The organism is Solwaraspora sp. WMMD792 (assembly GCF_029626105.1).
Classification (GTDB): Bacteria; Actinomycetota; Actinomycetes; order Mycobacteriales; family Micromonosporaceae; genus Micromonospora_E.
Genome location: NZ_JARUBH010000009.1, coordinates 629,100 through 645,311 on the forward strand (window position 1 = coordinate 629,100; position 16,212 = coordinate 645,311).

The following is a 16,212-nucleotide window of genomic DNA, read 5'->3' on the forward strand; positions in this document are numbered from 1 at the left end:
CGGCCGCCCCGTCGCCGGGCCCGACCCGGCGGATAGGCTTGCTGGTGATGGCTTATCTCGACCACGCCGCGACCACGCCGATGCTCGACGAGGCGGTGGAGACCTACGTCGCCACCGCCCGTCGGGTCGGTAACGCGTCGTCACTGCACGCCGCCGGACGGGCGGCCCGGCGTACGGTCGAGGAGGCCCGGGAGCGGGTCGCCGCCGCCCTCGGCGCCCGGCCGTCCGAGGTGATCTTCACCGCCGGTGGTACGGAGAGCGACAACCTCGCGGTCAAAGGGATCTTCTGGGCGCGGTTGGCGGCAGCTCCTGCCCGGCGGCGGATCCTGGCCAGCACCGTCGAGCACCACGCCGTACTCGACGCCGTGCAGTGGCTCGCCGAGCACGGGCAGGCCCAGGTGACCTGGCTGCCGGTGGACGCCACCGGTCGGGTCGACGCCGCCACCGTGCAGGCCGAGCTGGACGCCGCCGCTGACGAGCTGGCCCTGGTCACCGTCATGTGGGCGAACAACGAGGTCGGCACCGTGCAACCGGTCGCCGCCGTCGCGGCGATGGCCGCGCGGGTCGGCGTACCGCTGCACACCGACGCGGTCCAGGCGGTCGGCCAGGTCCCGGTCGACTTCGCCGCCAGCGGCGCCGCCGCGTTGACCGTCAGCGGTCACAAGCTCGGTGGCCCGGCCGGCGTGGGTGCCCTGCTGCTCGGCCGCGACGTCACCTGCACCCCGCTGCTGCACGGTGGTGGCCAGGAGCGCGACGTCCGCTCCGGCACGCTCGACACCGCCGGGATCGCCGCGTTCGCGGTCGCCGTCGAGGTGGCGGTGAAACGCCAGGCCGAGCACGCGGCGCGGGTCGGCGCGCTCCGCGACGACCTGGTCCGACGGGTACGCCAGGTGGTGCCGGACGTGATCTACAACGGGGACCCGGCCGACCGGCTCCCCGGCAACGCGCACTTCTCGTTCCCCGGCTGCGAAGGCGACGCGCTGTTGCTGCTGCTCGATGCCCAGGGCATCGCCTGCTCGACCGGCTCGGCCTGTTCGGCCGGGGTGGCGCAGCCGTCGCACGTGCTGCTGGCGATGGCCGACGACGACGAGCGGGCCCGCTCGTCGCTGCGGTTCAGCCTGGGCCACGACTCCACCGGGGCTGAGGTCGACGCGCTGGTGGCGGCCCTGCCCGGTGCGGTCGAGCGGGCCCGTCGGGCCGGCGCGGTCCGCAGCACGAAGCCGGTGCCGCCCGCCGCCGGCTGACCCGGCACCGCTGCGGGACTACCCTCGAGGGTGCGGCGACGATCAGGCAGGAGATGGGTACGGTGCGAGTACTGGCGGCGATGTCCGGCGGGGTCGATTCGGCGGTGGCGGCCGCCCGGGCGGTGGCCGCCGGGCACGACGTGACCGGCGTGCACCTGGCGCTGTCGCGCAATCCGCAGACGTACCGCACCGGGGCCCGTGGCTGCTGCACCGTCGAGGACGCCCGGGACGCCCGGCGGGCCGCCGACGTGATCGGCATTCCGTTCTACGTCTGGGACATGGCCGAGCAGTTCCACAGTGACGTGGTGGACGACTTCGTCGCCGAGTACGCCGCCGGCCGTACCCCCAATCCATGCCTGCGCTGCAACGAGAAGATCAAGTTCGCGGCGGTGCTGGATCGCGCGGTGGCGTTGGGGTTCGACGCGGTGGTCACCGGCCATCATGCCCGGCTCGGCCCCGACGGCCTGCTGCGGCGCAGCGTCGACGTGGCCAAGGACCAGTCGTACGTGCTCGCCGTGCTCAACCGGGCCCAACTGGACCGGGCGATGTTCCCGCTCGGCGACTCCACCAAGGCGCAGGTCCGGGCCGAGGCGGCGCGGTGCGGGCTGGCGGTGGCCGACAAGCCCGACTCGCACGACATCTGCTTCATCGCCGACGGCGACACCCGCGGATTCCTCGCCGACCGGCTCGGCAACGCCCCGGGCGACGTGGTCGACGCGACGACCGGCGCGGTCGTCGGCCGCCACGACGGGGCGTACGCGTTCACCGTCGGCCAGCGGCGTGGCCTGGGCATCGGGGTGCCCGCGCCGGACGGTCGACCCCGCTACGTGCTGTCGATCACCCCGACGAGCAACACGGTGACCGTCGGCCCGGCCGAGGCGTTGGACGTGGACACGGTGACCGGTGTCCGCCCGGTGTGGATCGGCGGGGACCGGCCGACCGGCCCGGTCGAGGCGATGCTCCAGGTGCGCGCGCACGGCTCGACCACCCCGGCGGTGGTCGAGCTGACCGATGCCGGCATGCACGCCCAGCTGCACCGGCCGGTCCGGGGGGTGGCCGCCGGCCAGGCGATGGTCGCCTACCGGCCCGATCCGGCCGGCGACGTGGTGCTCGGCTCGGCGACCATCGCCGGCTGACCGGTAGAGTCGGCGGACGTGACCGACGCGAGTGACCTGCCGTGACCGACGCGAGTGACCTGCCGGGACCGGAGCCGGCCGCCGCGGCGGCGGCGGCGGCGGCGGACACACCGTGGCCCTGGCCGCCGGGTGCCGCCAGCGGGATCGGATCGCTGCCCGGCACCGACGTCGCCGAAGCGCAACGGATCGTCCTCGGTGAACTGCCGGGCCTGCCGCACCTGCCCGAGCTGCCGGCCCGGGGGCCGGGCGCGGAGATGATCGGGCGCGGTGCCACCTTCCTGGTGGACCTGCCGGTCGAGCTGTACGCCGGTCGGTGGCGGGTCGCCGCCCGACCCGGCCGGGACCTGCGCCGCGCACTCGACCTGCGGGAACGGGACCTCGACCAGTTGACCGAGCAGGCCGACGGCTACACCGGGCCGGTCAAACTGCAGGCCGCCGGGGTGTGGACGTTGGCCGCCAATCTCGACGTCGGCCTCGGTGGGCGGCTGGTCCGCGACCACGGTGCCGTACGTGACCTCGCCGCCTCGCTCACCGAGGGCCTGCGGGAGCACGTCGCGGAGGTGTCCCGCCGGGTGCCGGGTGCGCGGCTGCTGCTCCAACTCGACGAACCCTCGCTGCCCGCCGTGCTGGCCGGGACGCTGCGCACCGACAGCGGTCTGCACACCTACCGGGCGGTCGCCGCCGGCACCGTCCGGGACCTGCTCGCCGAGGTGATCTCCGGCGTCGGTGTGCCGGTGGTGGTGCACTGCTGCGCCCCTGGGGTGCCGGTGGGTCTGCTGCGGGCAGCCGGAGCCGTCGCGATCGCCGCCGACCTGGAGCTGCTCACCGACCTGGACCCGGTCGGTGAGGCGATCGACGCCGGGATGGGGCTGTTCGCCGGGGTGGTGCCGGCGACCGGGGAAGCGACCGGCGCGGCGGCACCGGCCTCGGCGCGGGCGGCGGGACAGGTCCGTACCCTCTGGTCGAAGCTGGGGTTCCCGGCGGAGCGGGCCGCCGCCCAGGTGGTGGTGACCCCGGCGTGCGGGCTGGCCGGGGCGACCGTGCCGTACGCCCGGGCCGCGCTGGCCGCCTGCCGCGACGCCGGCCGGCGGCTGGCCGAGGGCTGACCCGGCCGGCGGCCGGCGGTGGAGTGCGGTGGGGTCTCGGCCGTGGAACACTGCCGCCCGGGGTGTGCCTACGGTTACCGTTGGTGGCGATGAGCTACCACGGTGACAGCGAGGGTGACCCGGCCGCCGGTCGGCGCGGCTGGTGGCGGATGTACCGCGGGTTGATCGTCGCCGTGCTGGTGGTGGTCTTCGTGCTGTGCTTCCTGTGGTGCGCCGGGGTGGCCGTGTTCAACCTCGTTGAAGGCGAGTGACCGGGCCGGCCCACCGCGCGGGTGACTGTTGCCGATCCGCCGGCCCGTACCCGCGAATGTCGGTGCCGACCGATACGGTGCGCAGGTAGATCCGAACACGGAGGTCAGCCGGTGTCCGAGGAAGTCGTTCCGCAGCAGGTCAGCGCCGCCCAGCAGGCGCAGGCCGGTGAGGAGCCCGACGCGGCCGCCCGGGAGCGGCACGCCACGCTCGCCGAGGAGATCGATCGCCACCAGTTCCGCTACCACGTCCTCGACGCGCCGGAGATCTCCGACGGGCAGTACGACCTGCTGATCCGGGAGCTGAACCAGCTGGAGGAGCGACACCCGTCGCTGCGCACGCCGGATTCGCCCAGCCAGCGGGTGGGCTACGCCTACGCCACCCAGTTCGCCCCGGTGAACCACGCCGAGCGGATGATGAGCCTGGACAACGCCTTCGACGACGATGAGCTCACCACCTGGGCCGACCGGGTCGAGCGCGACGCCGGTGGCCCGGTCAACTACCTGTGCGAGCTGAAGGTCGACGGCCTCGCGGTCAACCTCACCTACGAGCGGGGCGTGCTGACCCGGGCGGCGACCCGGGGCGACGGTCGGGTCGGCGAGGACATCACCCCCAACGTGCGGACCATCCGGCAGATCCCGGAGCGGCTGGCCGGAGAGGCACCCGAGTTGCTGGAGGTGCGTGGCGAGATCTACTTCCCGGTGGCCGCGTTCGACGAGCTCAACGCCAGCCTGGTCGCCCAGGAGAAGGCGCCGTTCGCCAACCCGCGTAACGCCGCCGCCGGCTCGCTGCGGCAGAAGGATCCCCGGATCACCGCCGGACGCGGGCTGCGCATGGTGGTGCACGGACTGGGGGCGCGCAAGGGTTTCGAGCCGGTACGCCAGTCCGACGCGTACCGGCAGCTGGCCGACTGGGGGCTGCCGATCAGCCAACGCTGGCAGGTGGTCGGCGACCGCGACGGGGTGCGTGACTTCATCGCCCACTTCGCCTCGCACCGCCATGAGGTGGAGCACGAGATCGACGGCGTGGTGGTCAAGATCGACGAGGTGTCGGTCCAGCGCCGTCTCGGCTCCACCAGTCGCGCCCCGCGTTGGGCGATCGCCTACAAGTACCCGCCGGAGGAGGTGAACACCCGGCTGCTCGACATCAAGGTCAACGTCGGACGGACCGGGCGGGTCACCCCGTACGCGGTGCTCGACCCGGTCAAGGTGGCCGGCTCGACGGTCGGCTTCGCCACCCTGCACAACGCCGGAGAGGTGGCCCGCAAAGGGGTACTGATCGGCGACATGGTGGTCCTGCGGAAAGCGGGCGACGTCATTCCCGAAGTGGTCAGCCCGGTCGTCGATCTGCGGACCGGCGCCGAGCGCGAGTTCGTGATGCCGACCGAGTGCCCGGAGTGTGGCACCGAGCTGCGCTACGAAAAAGAAGGTGACGCCGATATCCGGTGTCCGAATCTTGACTGCCCGGCGCAGTTGACCCGCAAGCTGGAGTACATTGCCGGCCGCAGTGTTCTCGACATCGAGGCGCTGGGGGAGCGGTCGGCGATCGCCCTGGTCGATTCCGGTGTCGTGCAGAGCATCGGCGACCTATTCGATCTTGACGCGGACCGCTTGTCCGGAGTCGAGTTCTTCTGCAACCAGAGCGGGGAGCTGACCGAGAACGCGAAGAAACTGCTGGCCAACCTCGCCGAGGCCAAACAACGGCCGCTGTGGCGGATCATCGTCGCGTTCTCCATCCGGCACGTCGGCCCGGTCGCCGCCCAGGCGCTGGCCCGCGAGTTCCGTTCGATCGACGCGATCGCCGCCGCGAGCCAGGAGCAACTGGTCGACGTCGACGGGGTCGGTCCGGTGATCGCCGCGGCCGCCGCCGACTGGTTCGCCGCCCCGCACGCTCAGGAGGTGGTCCAGCGCTGGCGTGCGGCGGGCGTGCGGATGGTCGAGGAAGCCGGTGACGACCGGGCACCGCGCCCGTTGGCTGGCGTCACCGTCGTGATCACCGGTTCGCTTGCCGGCTACTCCCGTGACGAGGCGGCCGAGGCGGTGCAGTCCCGCGGCGGCAAGGTCAGCGGCTCGGTGTCGAAGAAGACCGGCTTCGTGGTGGTCGGCGACAGCCCGGGATCGAAGTACGACAAGGCCGTATCACTGCGTGTCCCGGTGCTCGACGAGGCAGGCTTCGGGGTTCTCCTCGGGGAAGGGACGGACGCGGCCCGAGCGGTCGCCGTCAACGAACCGGACCAGCCGGCCGAGTCCGCCCAGCCTGCCGATACGGCCGGTACGGCCGAGCCCGCCGCCGCCAGCTAGCGGCGCTCCGGCGTCGGCGGGCCCGGACCATCGCCGGAGCTCCGACAATTGGCGGACGCCATTTCTCGACGGCCGGGAATCCCCGCGTCGGGCATTCGCCGACCGCGTCTCAAATCAGTCACGACCGCGCTTCGCTCCTGACCCGCCGGCCGTCCGTCCTTAAGGTGTAGGACGTCGGCGGGACGCCCGGCTCGCGCTGAGCCGGTGAAGCAGGCCACGGGAGCGCGACGGGAGGGCAGATGGAGGCCGCTGCATTGCGGAACTCCGTTCCTCCGGAACGCGCACCTGGGTTCTTCGGCTTTGTCGGCGGTGTGACCGCTGCGGCGCTCGCCGTCTGCGCCGTACCGTTGCTGAACCTGCCCGCCCAGATTTCCGACCTGCCGGCGGCATTCTGGCTGATGGCCCTGCTCGCGGTGGTCGGCGACGCCCGACCGTTCACCCCACCGGGCCGGCGGCGCCGATCCGAGGTCTTCCCGTCGGTCTGTTTCACCTTCGCCATCCTGCTCGCCTGGGGCCTCGGCCCGGCGGTCGCGGTGCAGGCCGTCGCGGTGGCGGTCTTCGCCTGGCGGGCCCGGCACGTGCCGTGGCGGGCCCTGTTCAACAGTTCGCAGTACGCGCTGGCGCTCGCCGCCGCAGCGGCGGTGGCCGGGCTGGCCGGGCCGGGCGCCTTCGCCGGCACCGCGGAGCTGGCCTGGAGCGACGTCGCGGTGGCGGTCGGCGCGGCGGCCGCCTGGTCGGCGGTCAACTACAGCACGGTCACCCTGGCGATCCGGCTGCGCTTCGGCGGCCGGTGGTGGCGGTCGGCCCGCCGTGGCATCGGCTTCGAGTTGTCCTCCACCGGATCACTGCTGCTGCTCGGGCCGGTGCTGGTCGTCGCCGCGCAGGTCGACCCGGCGCTGATCCCACTGGTGCTGGTGCCGCTGTACGCGGTCTACCGGATGGCCGCGCTGGCCAGCGAGCAGGAACGGTCGGCCCGGCTCGACCCGTTGACCGGGCTGGCCAACCGCAAGGCACTGATTGTCGAGATCGCCGATCAGGTGCCGGCACACGCCGACGCGCTCCGGCGCGGGGCGCCAGACTCCCAGATGGCACTGCTGCTGCTCGACCTGGACCGCTTCAAGCGGGTCAACGACGCGCTCGGGCATCTGGTCGGCGACCGGCTGCTGATCGAGGTGGGGCTGCGGCTGGCCATGGTGGTCCGGCCGCAGGACCTGGTGGTCCGGCTCGGCGGTGACGAGTTCGCCATCCTGGCCACCCGGCTCACCGGCGCGGACGAGGCGCGGGAGATCGCCGAACAGGTGGTGACCGCGCTCGCCGAGCCGGTCGCCCTGGACGGGCTGCCGCTGGACGTCGGCGGATCGGTGGGCATCGCCCTCTACCCCGAGCACGGCGGGGACTTCGCCACCCTGCTGCAACACGCCGACGTCGCGATGTACGACGCCAAGGACACCGGTGACGGCACCGCCGTCTACGCCGCCGAGTCGGACCACAACACGCCGGAACGGCTCAGCCTCCTCGCCGACCTGCGCCGGGTGCTCGACGTCAACGGCGCGCACGCGGCCGACCCGGGGCGGGAGGTCGACGACGTCGGTGAGATCACCATGTACTACCAGCCGCAGGTGGAGATCGCGACCGGCGAGGTGGTCGGGGTGGAGGCGCTGCTGCGCTGGCGGCATCCGCGCCGGGGCATGGTCGACCCGGAAGAGTTGATCAAGGTCGCCGAGCAGAGCGCCGTGATGCGCCTGCTCACCCGCCGGGTCGTCGACGACGTCGTCGAGCAGATCGCCAAGTGGGCCGCCGCCGGGATCACCATGCGGGCAGCCGTCAACGTCAGCGTCCGGGACCTGCACACCGGCGAGATCGCCGACCAGATCTCCGACCGGCTCACCCGCTACAACCTGTCACCGGAGCAACTCCAGTTGGAGATCACCGAGGGGGCGTTGATGGCCGACCCCCGGCGGGTACTGGCCACCATCTCGCGGCTCGACGCGATCGGGGTGGCGATCGCCCTGGACGACTTCGGCACCGGCTACTCGTCCATGCAGCACCTGCGCCGGCTCCCACTGTCCGAAGTCAAGATCGACCGCTCGTTCGTACTCGGCATGGCCGCCGACACCGACGACGCGGCCATCGTCCGCTCGGTGATCGAGCTGGCCCGGGCGCTCGGGCTGCGGGTGGTCGCCGAAGGCGTCGAGGACGACGCCTCCTGGCGGCGGCTGTACGCGCTCGGCTGCCACGTCGCCCAGGGCTGGTTCTACGCCCGGCCGATGCCCGCCGACGAACTGGTCAGCTGGCTGGCCCGGTACCGTCCACTGGTCCCCGGCCCGCGCGGCGTCCCACCCGGCCTGCCCGATGACTCGGCCGACGCGCCGCCAGACCGGCGGCCAGACCCGCCCGGCCCGCCCGATGACTCGGCCGACCCGCCGGAGAAATAGACTCGTCGGGTCCGGCCCGGTGCGCCACGCTGAGCGAGGATCCGGGGCCAACCGTTCGATCACCGTACGAAGGGGGCGCAGATGGCCGCCATCTCCCGCGAGGAGGTCGCGCACCTGGCGCGACTGTCGCGGCTGGCCGTGACCGAGGACGAACTGGCGACGTTCGCCGGCCAGCTCGACGTCATCCTGCAGTCCGTCGCCCGGATCGGCGAGGTCGCCGCCGACGACATCCCGCCCACCTCGCACTCGGTGCCGCTGACCAACGTGTTGCGCGACGACGTCGTCGTCCCCGGCCTGGACCGCGACGCCGCGCTCTCCGCCGCCCCGGACGCCGAGGACGGCCGGTTCCGGGTGCCGCGCATCCTGGACGAGGAGGTCTGAGTCATGTCCGAACTCACCGGGATGACCGCCGCTCAGCTGGCCGGGCTGATCGCCGCCGGCGACACCAGCGCCGTCGAGGTGACCCGCGCCCACCTGGACCGGATCGCCGGCGTCGACGAACGGGTGCACGCCTACCTGCACGTCGACGCAGACGGTGCGCTCGCCGCCGCGCAGGCCGTCGACACCGCCCGCGCCGCCGGGCAGCCGCTCGGCCCGCTGGCCGGCGTACCGATCGCGGTCAAGGACGTCGTCACCACCAAGGGTGTGCCGACCACCGCCGGGTCGAAGATCCTCGACGGCTGGCGGCCACCGTACGACGCGACGATCGTCGCCCGGCTGCGCGCCGCCGGCATGCCGATCCTCGGCAAGACCAACATGGACGAGTTCGCGATGGGTTCGTCGACCGAGTATTCGGCGTACGGGCCGACGTACAACCCGTGGGACCTGACCCGGATCCCCGGCGGATCCGGCGGCGGCAGCGCGGCCGCGGTCGCCGGGTACGAAGCTCCACTGGCGATCGGCACCGACACCGGCGGCTCGATCCGCCAGCCCGGCGCGGTCACCGGCACCGTCGGCGCCAAGCCGACCTACGGCGGCACCTCCCGGTACGGGCTGATCGCCTTCTCCTCCTCGCTGGACACCCCCGGCCCGTGCGCCCGGACGGTGCTCGACGCCGCCTTGTTGCACGAGGCGATCGCCGGGCACGACCCGCGCGACTCCACCTCGATCCCGGCCGCCGTGCCGCCGGTCGTCGAAGCGGCCCGCGCCGGTGCCTCCGGCGACCTGACCGGGGTGCGCCTCGGCCTGGTCACCCAGTTCGCCACCGGCGAGGGCGTCGAGCCGGGCGTGCTGGCCGCGTTCCGCGACGCCGTCGACGCGCTGACCAAGCTCGGTGCCGAGGTCGTCGAGGTCTCCTGCCCGCACTTTGACTACGCGCTGCCGGCGTACTACCTGATCGCGCCGAGTGAATGCTCGTCCAATCTGGCCCGCTACGACGGCGTCCGGTACGGGCTGCGCAGCGGCGACGACGGCAACCGGTCCCTGGAAGAGGTCATGTCGCTGACCCGCGACCAGGGCTTCGGTCCGGAGGTCAAGCGGCGGATCATGCTCGGCACGTACGCGCTGTCCAGCGGCTACTACGACGCCTACTACGGGCAGGCGCAGAAGGTGCGTACCCTGATCACCCGCGACTTCACCGCCGCGTTCGAGCAGGTCGACGTGCTGATCTCGCCGACGACGCCGTTCGTGGCGTTCCCGCTCGGGGCACGCACCGCCGACCCGTACCAGATGTATCTGGCCGACCTGTTCACCATCCCGACCAACCTGTACGGCGGCCCGGCCATCTCGGTGCCGTGCGGGCTGGCCGACGGGCTGCCGGTCGGGTTGCAGGTGATGGCGCCGACGATGGCCGACGACCGGATGTACCGGGTCGCGGCGGCCCTGGAGTCGGCGGTCGGCATCCTCACCCCGCCGGAGCTCTGAGCCGCGACGTGCCGACCCTGCGATCGAGAGTTGGAGCTGTGAGATGAGCACGACCGCGTTGCCCACGTACGAGGATGTCGTCGCCCGCTACGAGCCGGTGATCGGCCTGGAGACGCACGTCGAGCTGGGCACCAACACCAAGATGTTCTGCGGCTGCCCGACCGGGTTCGGCGCCGAGCCGAACACCCAGGTCTGCCCGGTCTGCCTGGGGCTGCCCGGCTCGTTGCCGGTGGCGAACAAGGCGGCGATCGAGGCGACGATCCGCATCGGGCTGGCACTGAACTGCTCGATCGCCGACTGGTGCCGGTTCGCCCGGAAGAACTACTTTTACCCGGACATGCCGAAGAACTACCAGATCAGCCAGTACGACGAGCCGCTGTGCGTGGACGGCTGGCTCGACGTCGAGGTCGACGGCGAGATCGTGCGCATCGGCATCGAGCGGGTGCACCTGGAGGAGGACACCGGCAAGACGCTGCACGTCGGCGGCGCGACCGGGCGGATCCACGGGGCGACCGAGTCGCTTGTCGACTACAACCGGGCCGGTATCCCGCTGGTGGAGATCGTCACCAAGCCGATCCCCGGCACCGGTGACCGGGCACCGCAGGTGGCCCGCGCGTACGTCACCGAGCTGCGGGACGTGATCCGCTCGTTGGGCGTCTCCGACGTACGGATGGAGCAGGGTTCGTTGCGCTGCGACGTCAACACGTCGCTGACCCCGGTCGGGCAGACCGAGTGGGGCACCCGCACCGAGACCAAGAACGTCAACTCGCTGCGGTCGGTGGAGCGGGCGGTACGCGCGGAGATGCTGCGCCAGGCGTCGGTGCTCGACGCCGGTGGCCGGATCGTGCAGGAGACCCGGCACTTCCACGAGGACAGCGGCGACACCACGTCGGGCCGGTCCAAGGAGACCGCCACCGACTACCGCTACTTCCCGGAGCCGGACCTGGTGCCGCTCGCCCCGGACGCCGCCTGGGTGGCCGAGCTGAAGGCGGGCCTGCCGGAGCTGCCCCGGGTGCACCGCAAGCGGCTGCAGGAGCAGTGGGGGCTGACCGACCACGACATGCAGTCGGTGGTCAACGCCGGTGCGGTCGAGCTGATCGAGCAGACCATCGCCGCCGGCACCACCCCGGCCGGTGCCCGCAAGTGGTGGCTGGGTGAGCTGGCCCGCCGGGCCAACGAGTCCGGTGTGGAGCTGACCGCGCTCGGGGTCACCCCGGCGCACGTGGCCGAGCTGCAGGGGCTGGTCGACTCGGGCAAGCTCAACGACAAGCTGGCCCGGACCGTCCTGGAGGCGGTGGCTGCCGGGGAAGGCACGCCGACCGAGGTGATGACCGCTCGCGGCCTGGAGGTGGTCTCCGACACCGGTGCGTTGACCGCCGCCGTGGACGAGGCGATCGCCGCCAACCCGGACATCGCGGCGAAGGTCCGCGACGGCAAGGTGGCGGCGGCCGGTGCGCTGGTCGGCGCGGTGATGAAGACGACCCGGGGCCAGGCGGACGCGCGTACCGTCCGGGAGCTGATCCTGTCCCGCCTCGGCGCGCAGGGCTGATGGTGGTGCGGTGCCGCCGCCCTGACCGATCGGCGGCATCGGACCTGGCCTATCGAAAAATGGTGCAGTCGGCTACTTTCTGTACATGCAGTGGGATGCCGAGTACGAGCGGGTGGTCGCGGAGTACACGGCGGGCCGCGACGTCGCTGAGCTTGAGCGACAGTACGACCTGAGCCGCGCCGAGATCGAATGGCTGGTCGCGGCCGCCGCTGCCGACCAGCGGTTGTCCGGGACTACCGGTCGGTCGACGTCAGCTGTGCCGGCACCGGACGTCGGCTCGGAGGTTCGCCGCAGGACTCCGCCGGTGCCGGTGATCATCGCCGTTGCCGGCTACGCACTCGGCGTCGCGCTGGGACTCGCGCTCGTCGTCCTCGGTGTGCTGATCGAGTTCTGGGCGCTGTCCATCGGAGGCGTGGTCATCGGAGCCATCTTCGGCTCGGTGATGCACGGACTGTGGCAGGGCCGACGCGGCTCGCTGATCACCGCGATCATCCTCGGCGTCGTGTCGGTGCCGGTCGGTCTGATCCTGGTGGTGCTCCTGCTCGTCCCCGCGTCCGCCCAGGCGTGGTTTGCACAGTCTGAGCGGACGCGGACGCGGACGCGCTCGGCGAGGTGACCGGACCCGGCGACCTGCCGGTCTGACTACCGGCCAGTGCGGCTGACGAAGGTCTGCCAGGCGGCGGGGGAGAAGGTGAGGGTGCCGCCGGTGCGGTCCTTGCTGTCGCGGACCAGGACCCGACCGGGCAGGTTGTCGGCGACTTCGACACATGCGCCGCCGGTGCCGTTGCTGCGGCTGCTGGTCCGCCAGGCCGGTCGAGGATCGGTGGTCACGCCCATCTGTCTGCCGCCTCCTGCATCAACGCCACGGACTGCTCGCTGGGCAGAGCGTACTCCCGCAGCGACTCCCAGGCATGCTCCAATCTGGTCAGATCGGCCTCCAGCTCGATGGTCTGGCCCTCCAACGGCCCGTCGAGGAAGCCCGCCGACCGACCCTCCAGGCTGGCCAGAATGAACGGGCCGTTCAGCCCCGGGTAGGCACCGACCCCGGCCGGCACCACCTGGAGCGAGATGTTGGGCCGGTCGCAGGCGGCGATCAGCGCCAGGATCTGCTCGCGCATCACCGCCGGGCCGCCGACCGCCCGGGTCAGCACCGCCTCGTCGATCACCCCGACGAAGCGGCACGGCCGCTCGGCCCGGTGCAGGATCTCCTGGCGGCTGAGCCGGTCGGAGACCGTGGTGTCGACGTCGTCGATCGCCACCCCGGCGTGGGTGAGCACGACGCGGGCGTAGGTCTCGGTCTGCAGCAGTCCGGGCACCAGCATCGGCTCGTACCAGCGCAGGATGATCGCCTCCCGTTCGTGGTCCAGCCACGGGCGCAGCCAGACCGGGGCCCGCTCGGCCCGCAGCAGCAGCGCGTAGAGGGTGCTGTAGTCGCAGTTGAAGACCCGGTCGATGGCGGCGAGGTAGTCGAGCCGGATCGGCCGGACGCCGCGCTCGATCGAGCTGACGTGCTGGGCCGACCAGTGCAGGGCCGCCCCCCACTGCTCCTGGGTGAGCCCGGCCAACTCGCGTCGCCGGCGCAGCTCCGCTACCAGATAGGCGCTTGCGGGTCCAGACATTCGCTTCCTCCAGCTCTCTACAGAATTGCTTTGCGGTGGGCAGGACTCGCCCAGGCCCGGATGCGGGTGGATACGGGTGTTCTGCCCATCTTCTATTGCCGGGATGGCGGAGTCCAGGGTGGAGGGGTGGGAAATTTGAGAAGGCGTCCATCGTTGTCCCGATGGGGGATTCATGGCGCAAGAATGAATGACAAAGATCAATTGCGAACGGTCGGCGTGGTACGTCGGCCCGGCGCGGTACGCCGGCCCGGCGTACTCGGCTGGATGTCGGTGCCGACCGGCAGCGCCGTGCCCGGCTACGTCGACCACCCGGTGATCGCCCGCGCTCGGCACCTGGCCGCGCTGCACCTGCCCGACCCGGTGACCGGGTGTCCGCGCTGCGGCACGATCATCTGTCCAGGGCTGCGGCTCGCGGTGGCCTACCTGGACCGGTACGACCGTGACGCCGCCCGGACCATCCGTCGGCTGCTCGCCTCGGTCGGCATCTGGCTTACCGCCGACCCGACGACCGGGGCGGGTGGCGATGACTGAGTCGACAAGATCGCCGCTGGTGCAGCCGTGGGACATCATCGAAATCGGCGCGAGCGACTATCTGAATGGCGACGGACCCCTGCGACTGAGGGTCATCCATGTCCGCGCCGATGCCGCCCACCCGAACATCGAATGGATTCACCTGCTCGGCACCCGACTGCACGGCAGCCGGGACGGTCAGATGATGATGGTGATGGTCCGCGCGGCGGCACTGCACCGCCCCGGCGCGGTCATCCGGCCAGGGCCGGCTCCCGGGACCAAGGTGCCCTTTCACGACCTGATGCCACAGGTGCATCGAGATGCACCTCCGGCATCAAGCTCCACTGGTACCTCAGGCCCACACGAATAGGCCGCGCGATCCTGGCTGGCGGCGCGGGCCGGGGCGCCGGTGAGCCGCTGACGGGACGCGATCTAGAAGGATCGTGGTCGATATACCGGCCAAATCCTTCTAGATCGCGGGGCTGGCGCGGCTCCGGCGGGGGTGGGCGTGGGCTCAGGAGGGGCTGGGTGCCGGGACCGTGGACGCAGCGGCAGTCGGAGTCGCGGACGGATCGGCGGTAGGAGTCGGCGACGCCGACGGGTCCGGATCCGGTTCCGGGCCGGCGACGACGTGCCGCTCCAGGGTCACCTGGGCCTGGCCGGTGCCGCCAATCCGGATGTCGTCGTGCGCCTGCAACTGGTGCTCGGCGTCGAAGTACAGAACCGTCATGGCCAGTGGCGTCGGCTCCTCGCCCTCCAGACCGCGCAGTCCGGCTCCGCCGGTCGAACCTTCCACCATCAGCCGGGTCGGCTGCTCACCGGGGATCTCGGCGAGCATCCGGACCTCCCGGTTGTGGGTGTGCCCGGCCAGCACCAGCGGCGTGGTGCCGGACAGCGGGCCGGCGGACACCGGGTCGTGCACCAGGGCGATGTCCACCGGTTCGTCGGTGCCCCGGATCGTCGCGGCAAGCTGCTCGCCGACCCCGATCACCTGGTCGGTGGCCGGCTTGGACAACCCGCCGTCGGCCGGGCTGGTCTGCTTGTCCGGGGTGAACCGGGGGTCGCCGATGCCGGCGATGGTCAGCCCGGCGACCTCGGTGACCTCGTTGTCCAGCACGATCGCGTTCGGCTGGCTGGCCACCGCCTCCTGGGTGCGGATCGAGTCGTGGTTGCCGCGGATGAACACGTACGGCACCTCCAGCAGCCCGATCGAGGCGACGTAGTTCGCCTCCGGCTCGCTGCCCCAGTCGGTGATGTCCCCGGTGTCGATCACCATGTCGATGTCGAACTGCTCGACCACGGTACGGATCACCGACCAGCCGGTCGGGTTGAGGTGCATGTCCGACACGTGCAGCACCCGGGTGGTGCCCTCGGCCGCCTGGTACACGGGCAGCGTCGACACGGTGGTGTAGATCCGGCTGACGTTGCTGACGATGTGCTGCAGCTGCTCGGCGTACTGGCTGTAGTTGGTGGCGATCCGCTGCACGTCACCGACCACCGCCGGGGCGTTGACCAGCAGACCCTCGTACCGTGGCTCCTCGATCGACTCCGGCCGGATGGTCGTCGCCGCGACGCCGATGCTGCCGCCGGTGATCAGCAGTGCCAGGGTGCCGGACCAGGCGACCCGGCGGGTGTCGCGGAAGACCAGCGCGGCGAGGACCAACGTGGTGAGCACGGCGACCGCGATGGTACGGATGCCGAGCCGCAGCACCCCCTCGGTGACGTCGCCGACCACGGTCTGACTGGCCCGGGTGATCGCGTTCGGGTCGTCGAGCAGGGCGAGGGTGCGGACCTGGTCGAGGGAGCCGAGCCGGATGGAGAGCTGGACCGGCCCTTCGTGGCTGTCCACGTGCAGCGCGCCGAGCGGCGGGATGGCCATGGTGGTGCCGCCGTCCACCGCCGGGGTCACCGTCATCTCGGCCCGGAACGGGCCGATGTCGACGTCGGCACGGGCCCCGAGCAGGACGCCGATGACGACTCCGGCGAGACTCACCGCGACGACTGCGAGCGCCACGCCGATCCGCCGGGTCGCCCGGGACCGCGCGGCCCGCCCGAATCCGCGACCGGCGGTACGGCTGACCGAGCCGAGCTGTCGCCCGGCGCGCGCCAGCCGCCGCCCAGGGCGGCCCGGCTGCTGATCCGGACGGCCCGGCTGCTGGCCGGGACGGCTCTGGTCGGCCGTCTGCTCGTCGCTCATGGTG

General features: G+C 72.1%; 15 protein-coding genes. 12 read left to right on the top strand and 3 right to left on the bottom strand.

Going from position 1 to position 16,212, the window contains the following annotated elements; translation table 11 throughout:
* Positions 1–47: 47 nt before the first annotated feature.
* From O7629_RS04420 to O7629_RS04465, 10 genes are all read left to right on the top strand, one after another.
* Positions 48–1,244 carry a cysteine desulfurase family protein gene (locus O7629_RS04420; protein ID WP_278167654.1) on the top strand — a complete coding sequence of 399 codons (1,197 nt, stop codon included), beginning with the start codon at positions 48–50 and terminating at the stop codon, positions 1,242–1,244.
* Between the two features lie 62 nt (positions 1,245–1,306).
* Positions 1,307–2,380 (top strand): tRNA 2-thiouridine(34) synthase MnmA, encoded by a 1,074-nt coding sequence (mnmA, locus tag O7629_RS04425; protein WP_278167655.1) that lies wholly within the window; start codon positions 1,307–1,309, stop codon positions 2,378–2,380.
* A 59-nt stretch (positions 2,381–2,439) separates the two neighbouring features.
* Positions 2,440–3,486 carry a methionine synthase gene (locus tag O7629_RS04430; protein ID WP_278174402.1) on the top strand — a complete coding sequence of 349 codons (1,047 nt, stop codon included), beginning with the start codon at positions 2,440–2,442 and terminating at the stop codon, positions 3,484–3,486.
* Positions 3,487–3,575: 89 nt separating this feature from the next.
* A complete protein-coding gene (locus tag O7629_RS04435; protein WP_278167657.1) occupies positions 3,576–3,737 on the top strand; it encodes a hypothetical protein in 162 nt (53 codons plus the stop codon).
* Between the two features lie 111 nt (positions 3,738–3,848).
* Positions 3,849–6,035, top strand: coding sequence for an NAD-dependent DNA ligase LigA (ligA, locus tag O7629_RS04440; RefSeq protein ID WP_278167659.1), 2,187 nt, complete (start codon positions 3,849–3,851; stop codon positions 6,033–6,035).
* Positions 6,036–6,274: 239 nt separating this feature from the next.
* Positions 6,275–8,470 carry an EAL domain-containing protein gene (locus O7629_RS04445; RefSeq protein WP_278167661.1) on the top strand — a complete coding sequence of 732 codons (2,196 nt, stop codon included), beginning with the start codon at positions 6,275–6,277 and terminating at the stop codon, positions 8,468–8,470.
* 81 nt (positions 8,471–8,551) lie between these two features.
* Positions 8,552–8,851 carry an Asp-tRNA(Asn)/Glu-tRNA(Gln) amidotransferase subunit GatC gene (gatC, locus tag O7629_RS04450; RefSeq protein ID WP_278167662.1) on the top strand — a complete coding sequence of 100 codons (300 nt, stop codon included), beginning with the start codon at positions 8,552–8,554 and terminating at the stop codon, positions 8,849–8,851.
* Between the two features lie 3 nt (positions 8,852–8,854).
* Entirely contained in the window at positions 8,855–10,333 is a 1,479-nt protein-coding gene (gatA, locus tag O7629_RS04455; RefSeq protein WP_278167663.1) for an Asp-tRNA(Asn)/Glu-tRNA(Gln) amidotransferase subunit GatA, read from the top strand.
* 43 nt (positions 10,334–10,376) lie between these two features.
* Entirely contained in the window at positions 10,377–11,882 is a 1,506-nt protein-coding gene (gatB, locus tag O7629_RS04460; protein ID WP_278167666.1) for an Asp-tRNA(Asn)/Glu-tRNA(Gln) amidotransferase subunit GatB, read from the top strand.
* 85 nt (positions 11,883–11,967) lie between these two features.
* Entirely contained in the window at positions 11,968–12,498 is a 531-nt protein-coding gene (locus O7629_RS04465; RefSeq protein WP_278167667.1) for a hypothetical protein, read from the top strand.
* A 26-nt stretch (positions 12,499–12,524) separates the two neighbouring features.
* On the opposite strand, the gene O7629_RS04470 is transcribed toward O7629_RS04465, so the two are convergent.
* Positions 12,525–12,719: a DUF397 domain-containing protein gene (locus O7629_RS04470; RefSeq protein ID WP_278167669.1), complete on the bottom strand. Its 195-nt coding sequence runs from the start codon at positions 12,717–12,719 to the stop codon at positions 12,525–12,527.
* On the bottom strand, positions 12,710–13,501 hold the full coding sequence (locus tag O7629_RS04475; RefSeq protein ID WP_278167671.1) for a helix-turn-helix transcriptional regulator: 792 nt from the start codon (positions 13,499–13,501) through the stop codon (positions 12,710–12,712). Before O7629_RS04475 ends, O7629_RS04470 begins: the two co-directional genes overlap by 10 nt.
* 183 nt (positions 13,502–13,684) lie before the next feature.
* Here O7629_RS04475 and O7629_RS04480 point away from each other — a divergent pair, with 183 nt between their 5' ends.
* Together O7629_RS04480 and O7629_RS04485 are read left to right on the top strand one after the other, a co-directional pair.
* Entirely contained in the window at positions 13,685–14,032 is a 348-nt protein-coding gene (locus tag O7629_RS04480) for a hypothetical protein (protein WP_278167672.1), read from the top strand.
* Positions 14,025–14,381, top strand: a complete 357-nt coding sequence (locus O7629_RS04485) for a hypothetical protein (protein ID WP_278167674.1) — start codon at positions 14,025–14,027, stop codon at positions 14,379–14,381. The genes O7629_RS04480 and O7629_RS04485 overlap by 8 nt, the downstream gene beginning before the upstream one ends.
* 144 nt (positions 14,382–14,525) lie before the next feature.
* Here O7629_RS04485 and O7629_RS04490 read toward each other — a convergent pair whose 3' ends face one another.
* A complete protein-coding gene (locus tag O7629_RS04490) occupies positions 14,526–16,208 on the bottom strand; it encodes a metallophosphoesterase (RefSeq protein WP_278167676.1) in 1,683 nt (560 codons plus the stop codon).
* Between the last annotated feature and the right edge of the window lie 4 nt (positions 16,209–16,212).

What these genes read in the sequence shown, in the direction of transcription:
- O7629_RS04420 (WP_278167654.1), top strand. Translation starts at nt 48, where the DNA reads ATGGCTTATCTCGACCACGCCGCGACCACGCCGATGCTCGACGAGGCG.
- O7629_RS04435 (WP_278167657.1), top strand. Translation starts at nt 3,576, where the DNA reads ATGAGCTACCACGGTGACAGCGAGGGTGACCCGGCCGCCGGTCGGCGC.
- O7629_RS04445 (WP_278167661.1), top strand. Translation starts at nt 6,275, where the DNA reads ATGGAGGCCGCTGCATTGCGGAACTCCGTTCCTCCGGAACGCGCACCT.
- gatC (WP_278167662.1), top strand. Translation starts at nt 8,552, where the DNA reads ATGGCCGCCATCTCCCGCGAGGAGGTCGCGCACCTGGCGCGACTGTCG.
- gatA (WP_278167663.1), top strand. Translation starts at nt 8,855, where the DNA reads ATGTCCGAACTCACCGGGATGACCGCCGCTCAGCTGGCCGGGCTGATC.
- gatB (WP_278167666.1), top strand. Translation starts at nt 10,377, where the DNA reads ATGAGCACGACCGCGTTGCCCACGTACGAGGATGTCGTCGCCCGCTAC.
- O7629_RS04465 (WP_278167667.1), top strand. Translation starts at nt 11,968, where the DNA reads ATGCAGTGGGATGCCGAGTACGAGCGGGTGGTCGCGGAGTACACGGCG.
- O7629_RS04470 (WP_278167669.1), bottom strand. Translation starts at nt 12,719, where the DNA reads ATGGGCGTGACCACCGATCCTCGACCGGCCTGGCGGACCAGCAGCCGC.
- O7629_RS04475 (WP_278167671.1), bottom strand. Translation starts at nt 13,501, where the DNA reads ATGTCTGGACCCGCAAGCGCCTATCTGGTAGCGGAGCTGCGCCGGCGA.
- O7629_RS04480 (WP_278167672.1), top strand. Translation starts at nt 13,685, where the DNA reads ATGAATGACAAAGATCAATTGCGAACGGTCGGCGTGGTACGTCGGCCC.
- O7629_RS04485 (WP_278167674.1), top strand. Translation starts at nt 14,025, where the DNA reads ATGACTGAGTCGACAAGATCGCCGCTGGTGCAGCCGTGGGACATCATC.
- O7629_RS04490 (WP_278167676.1), bottom strand. Translation starts at nt 16,208, where the DNA reads ATGAGCGACGAGCAGACGGCCGACCAGAGCCGTCCCGGCCAGCAGCCG.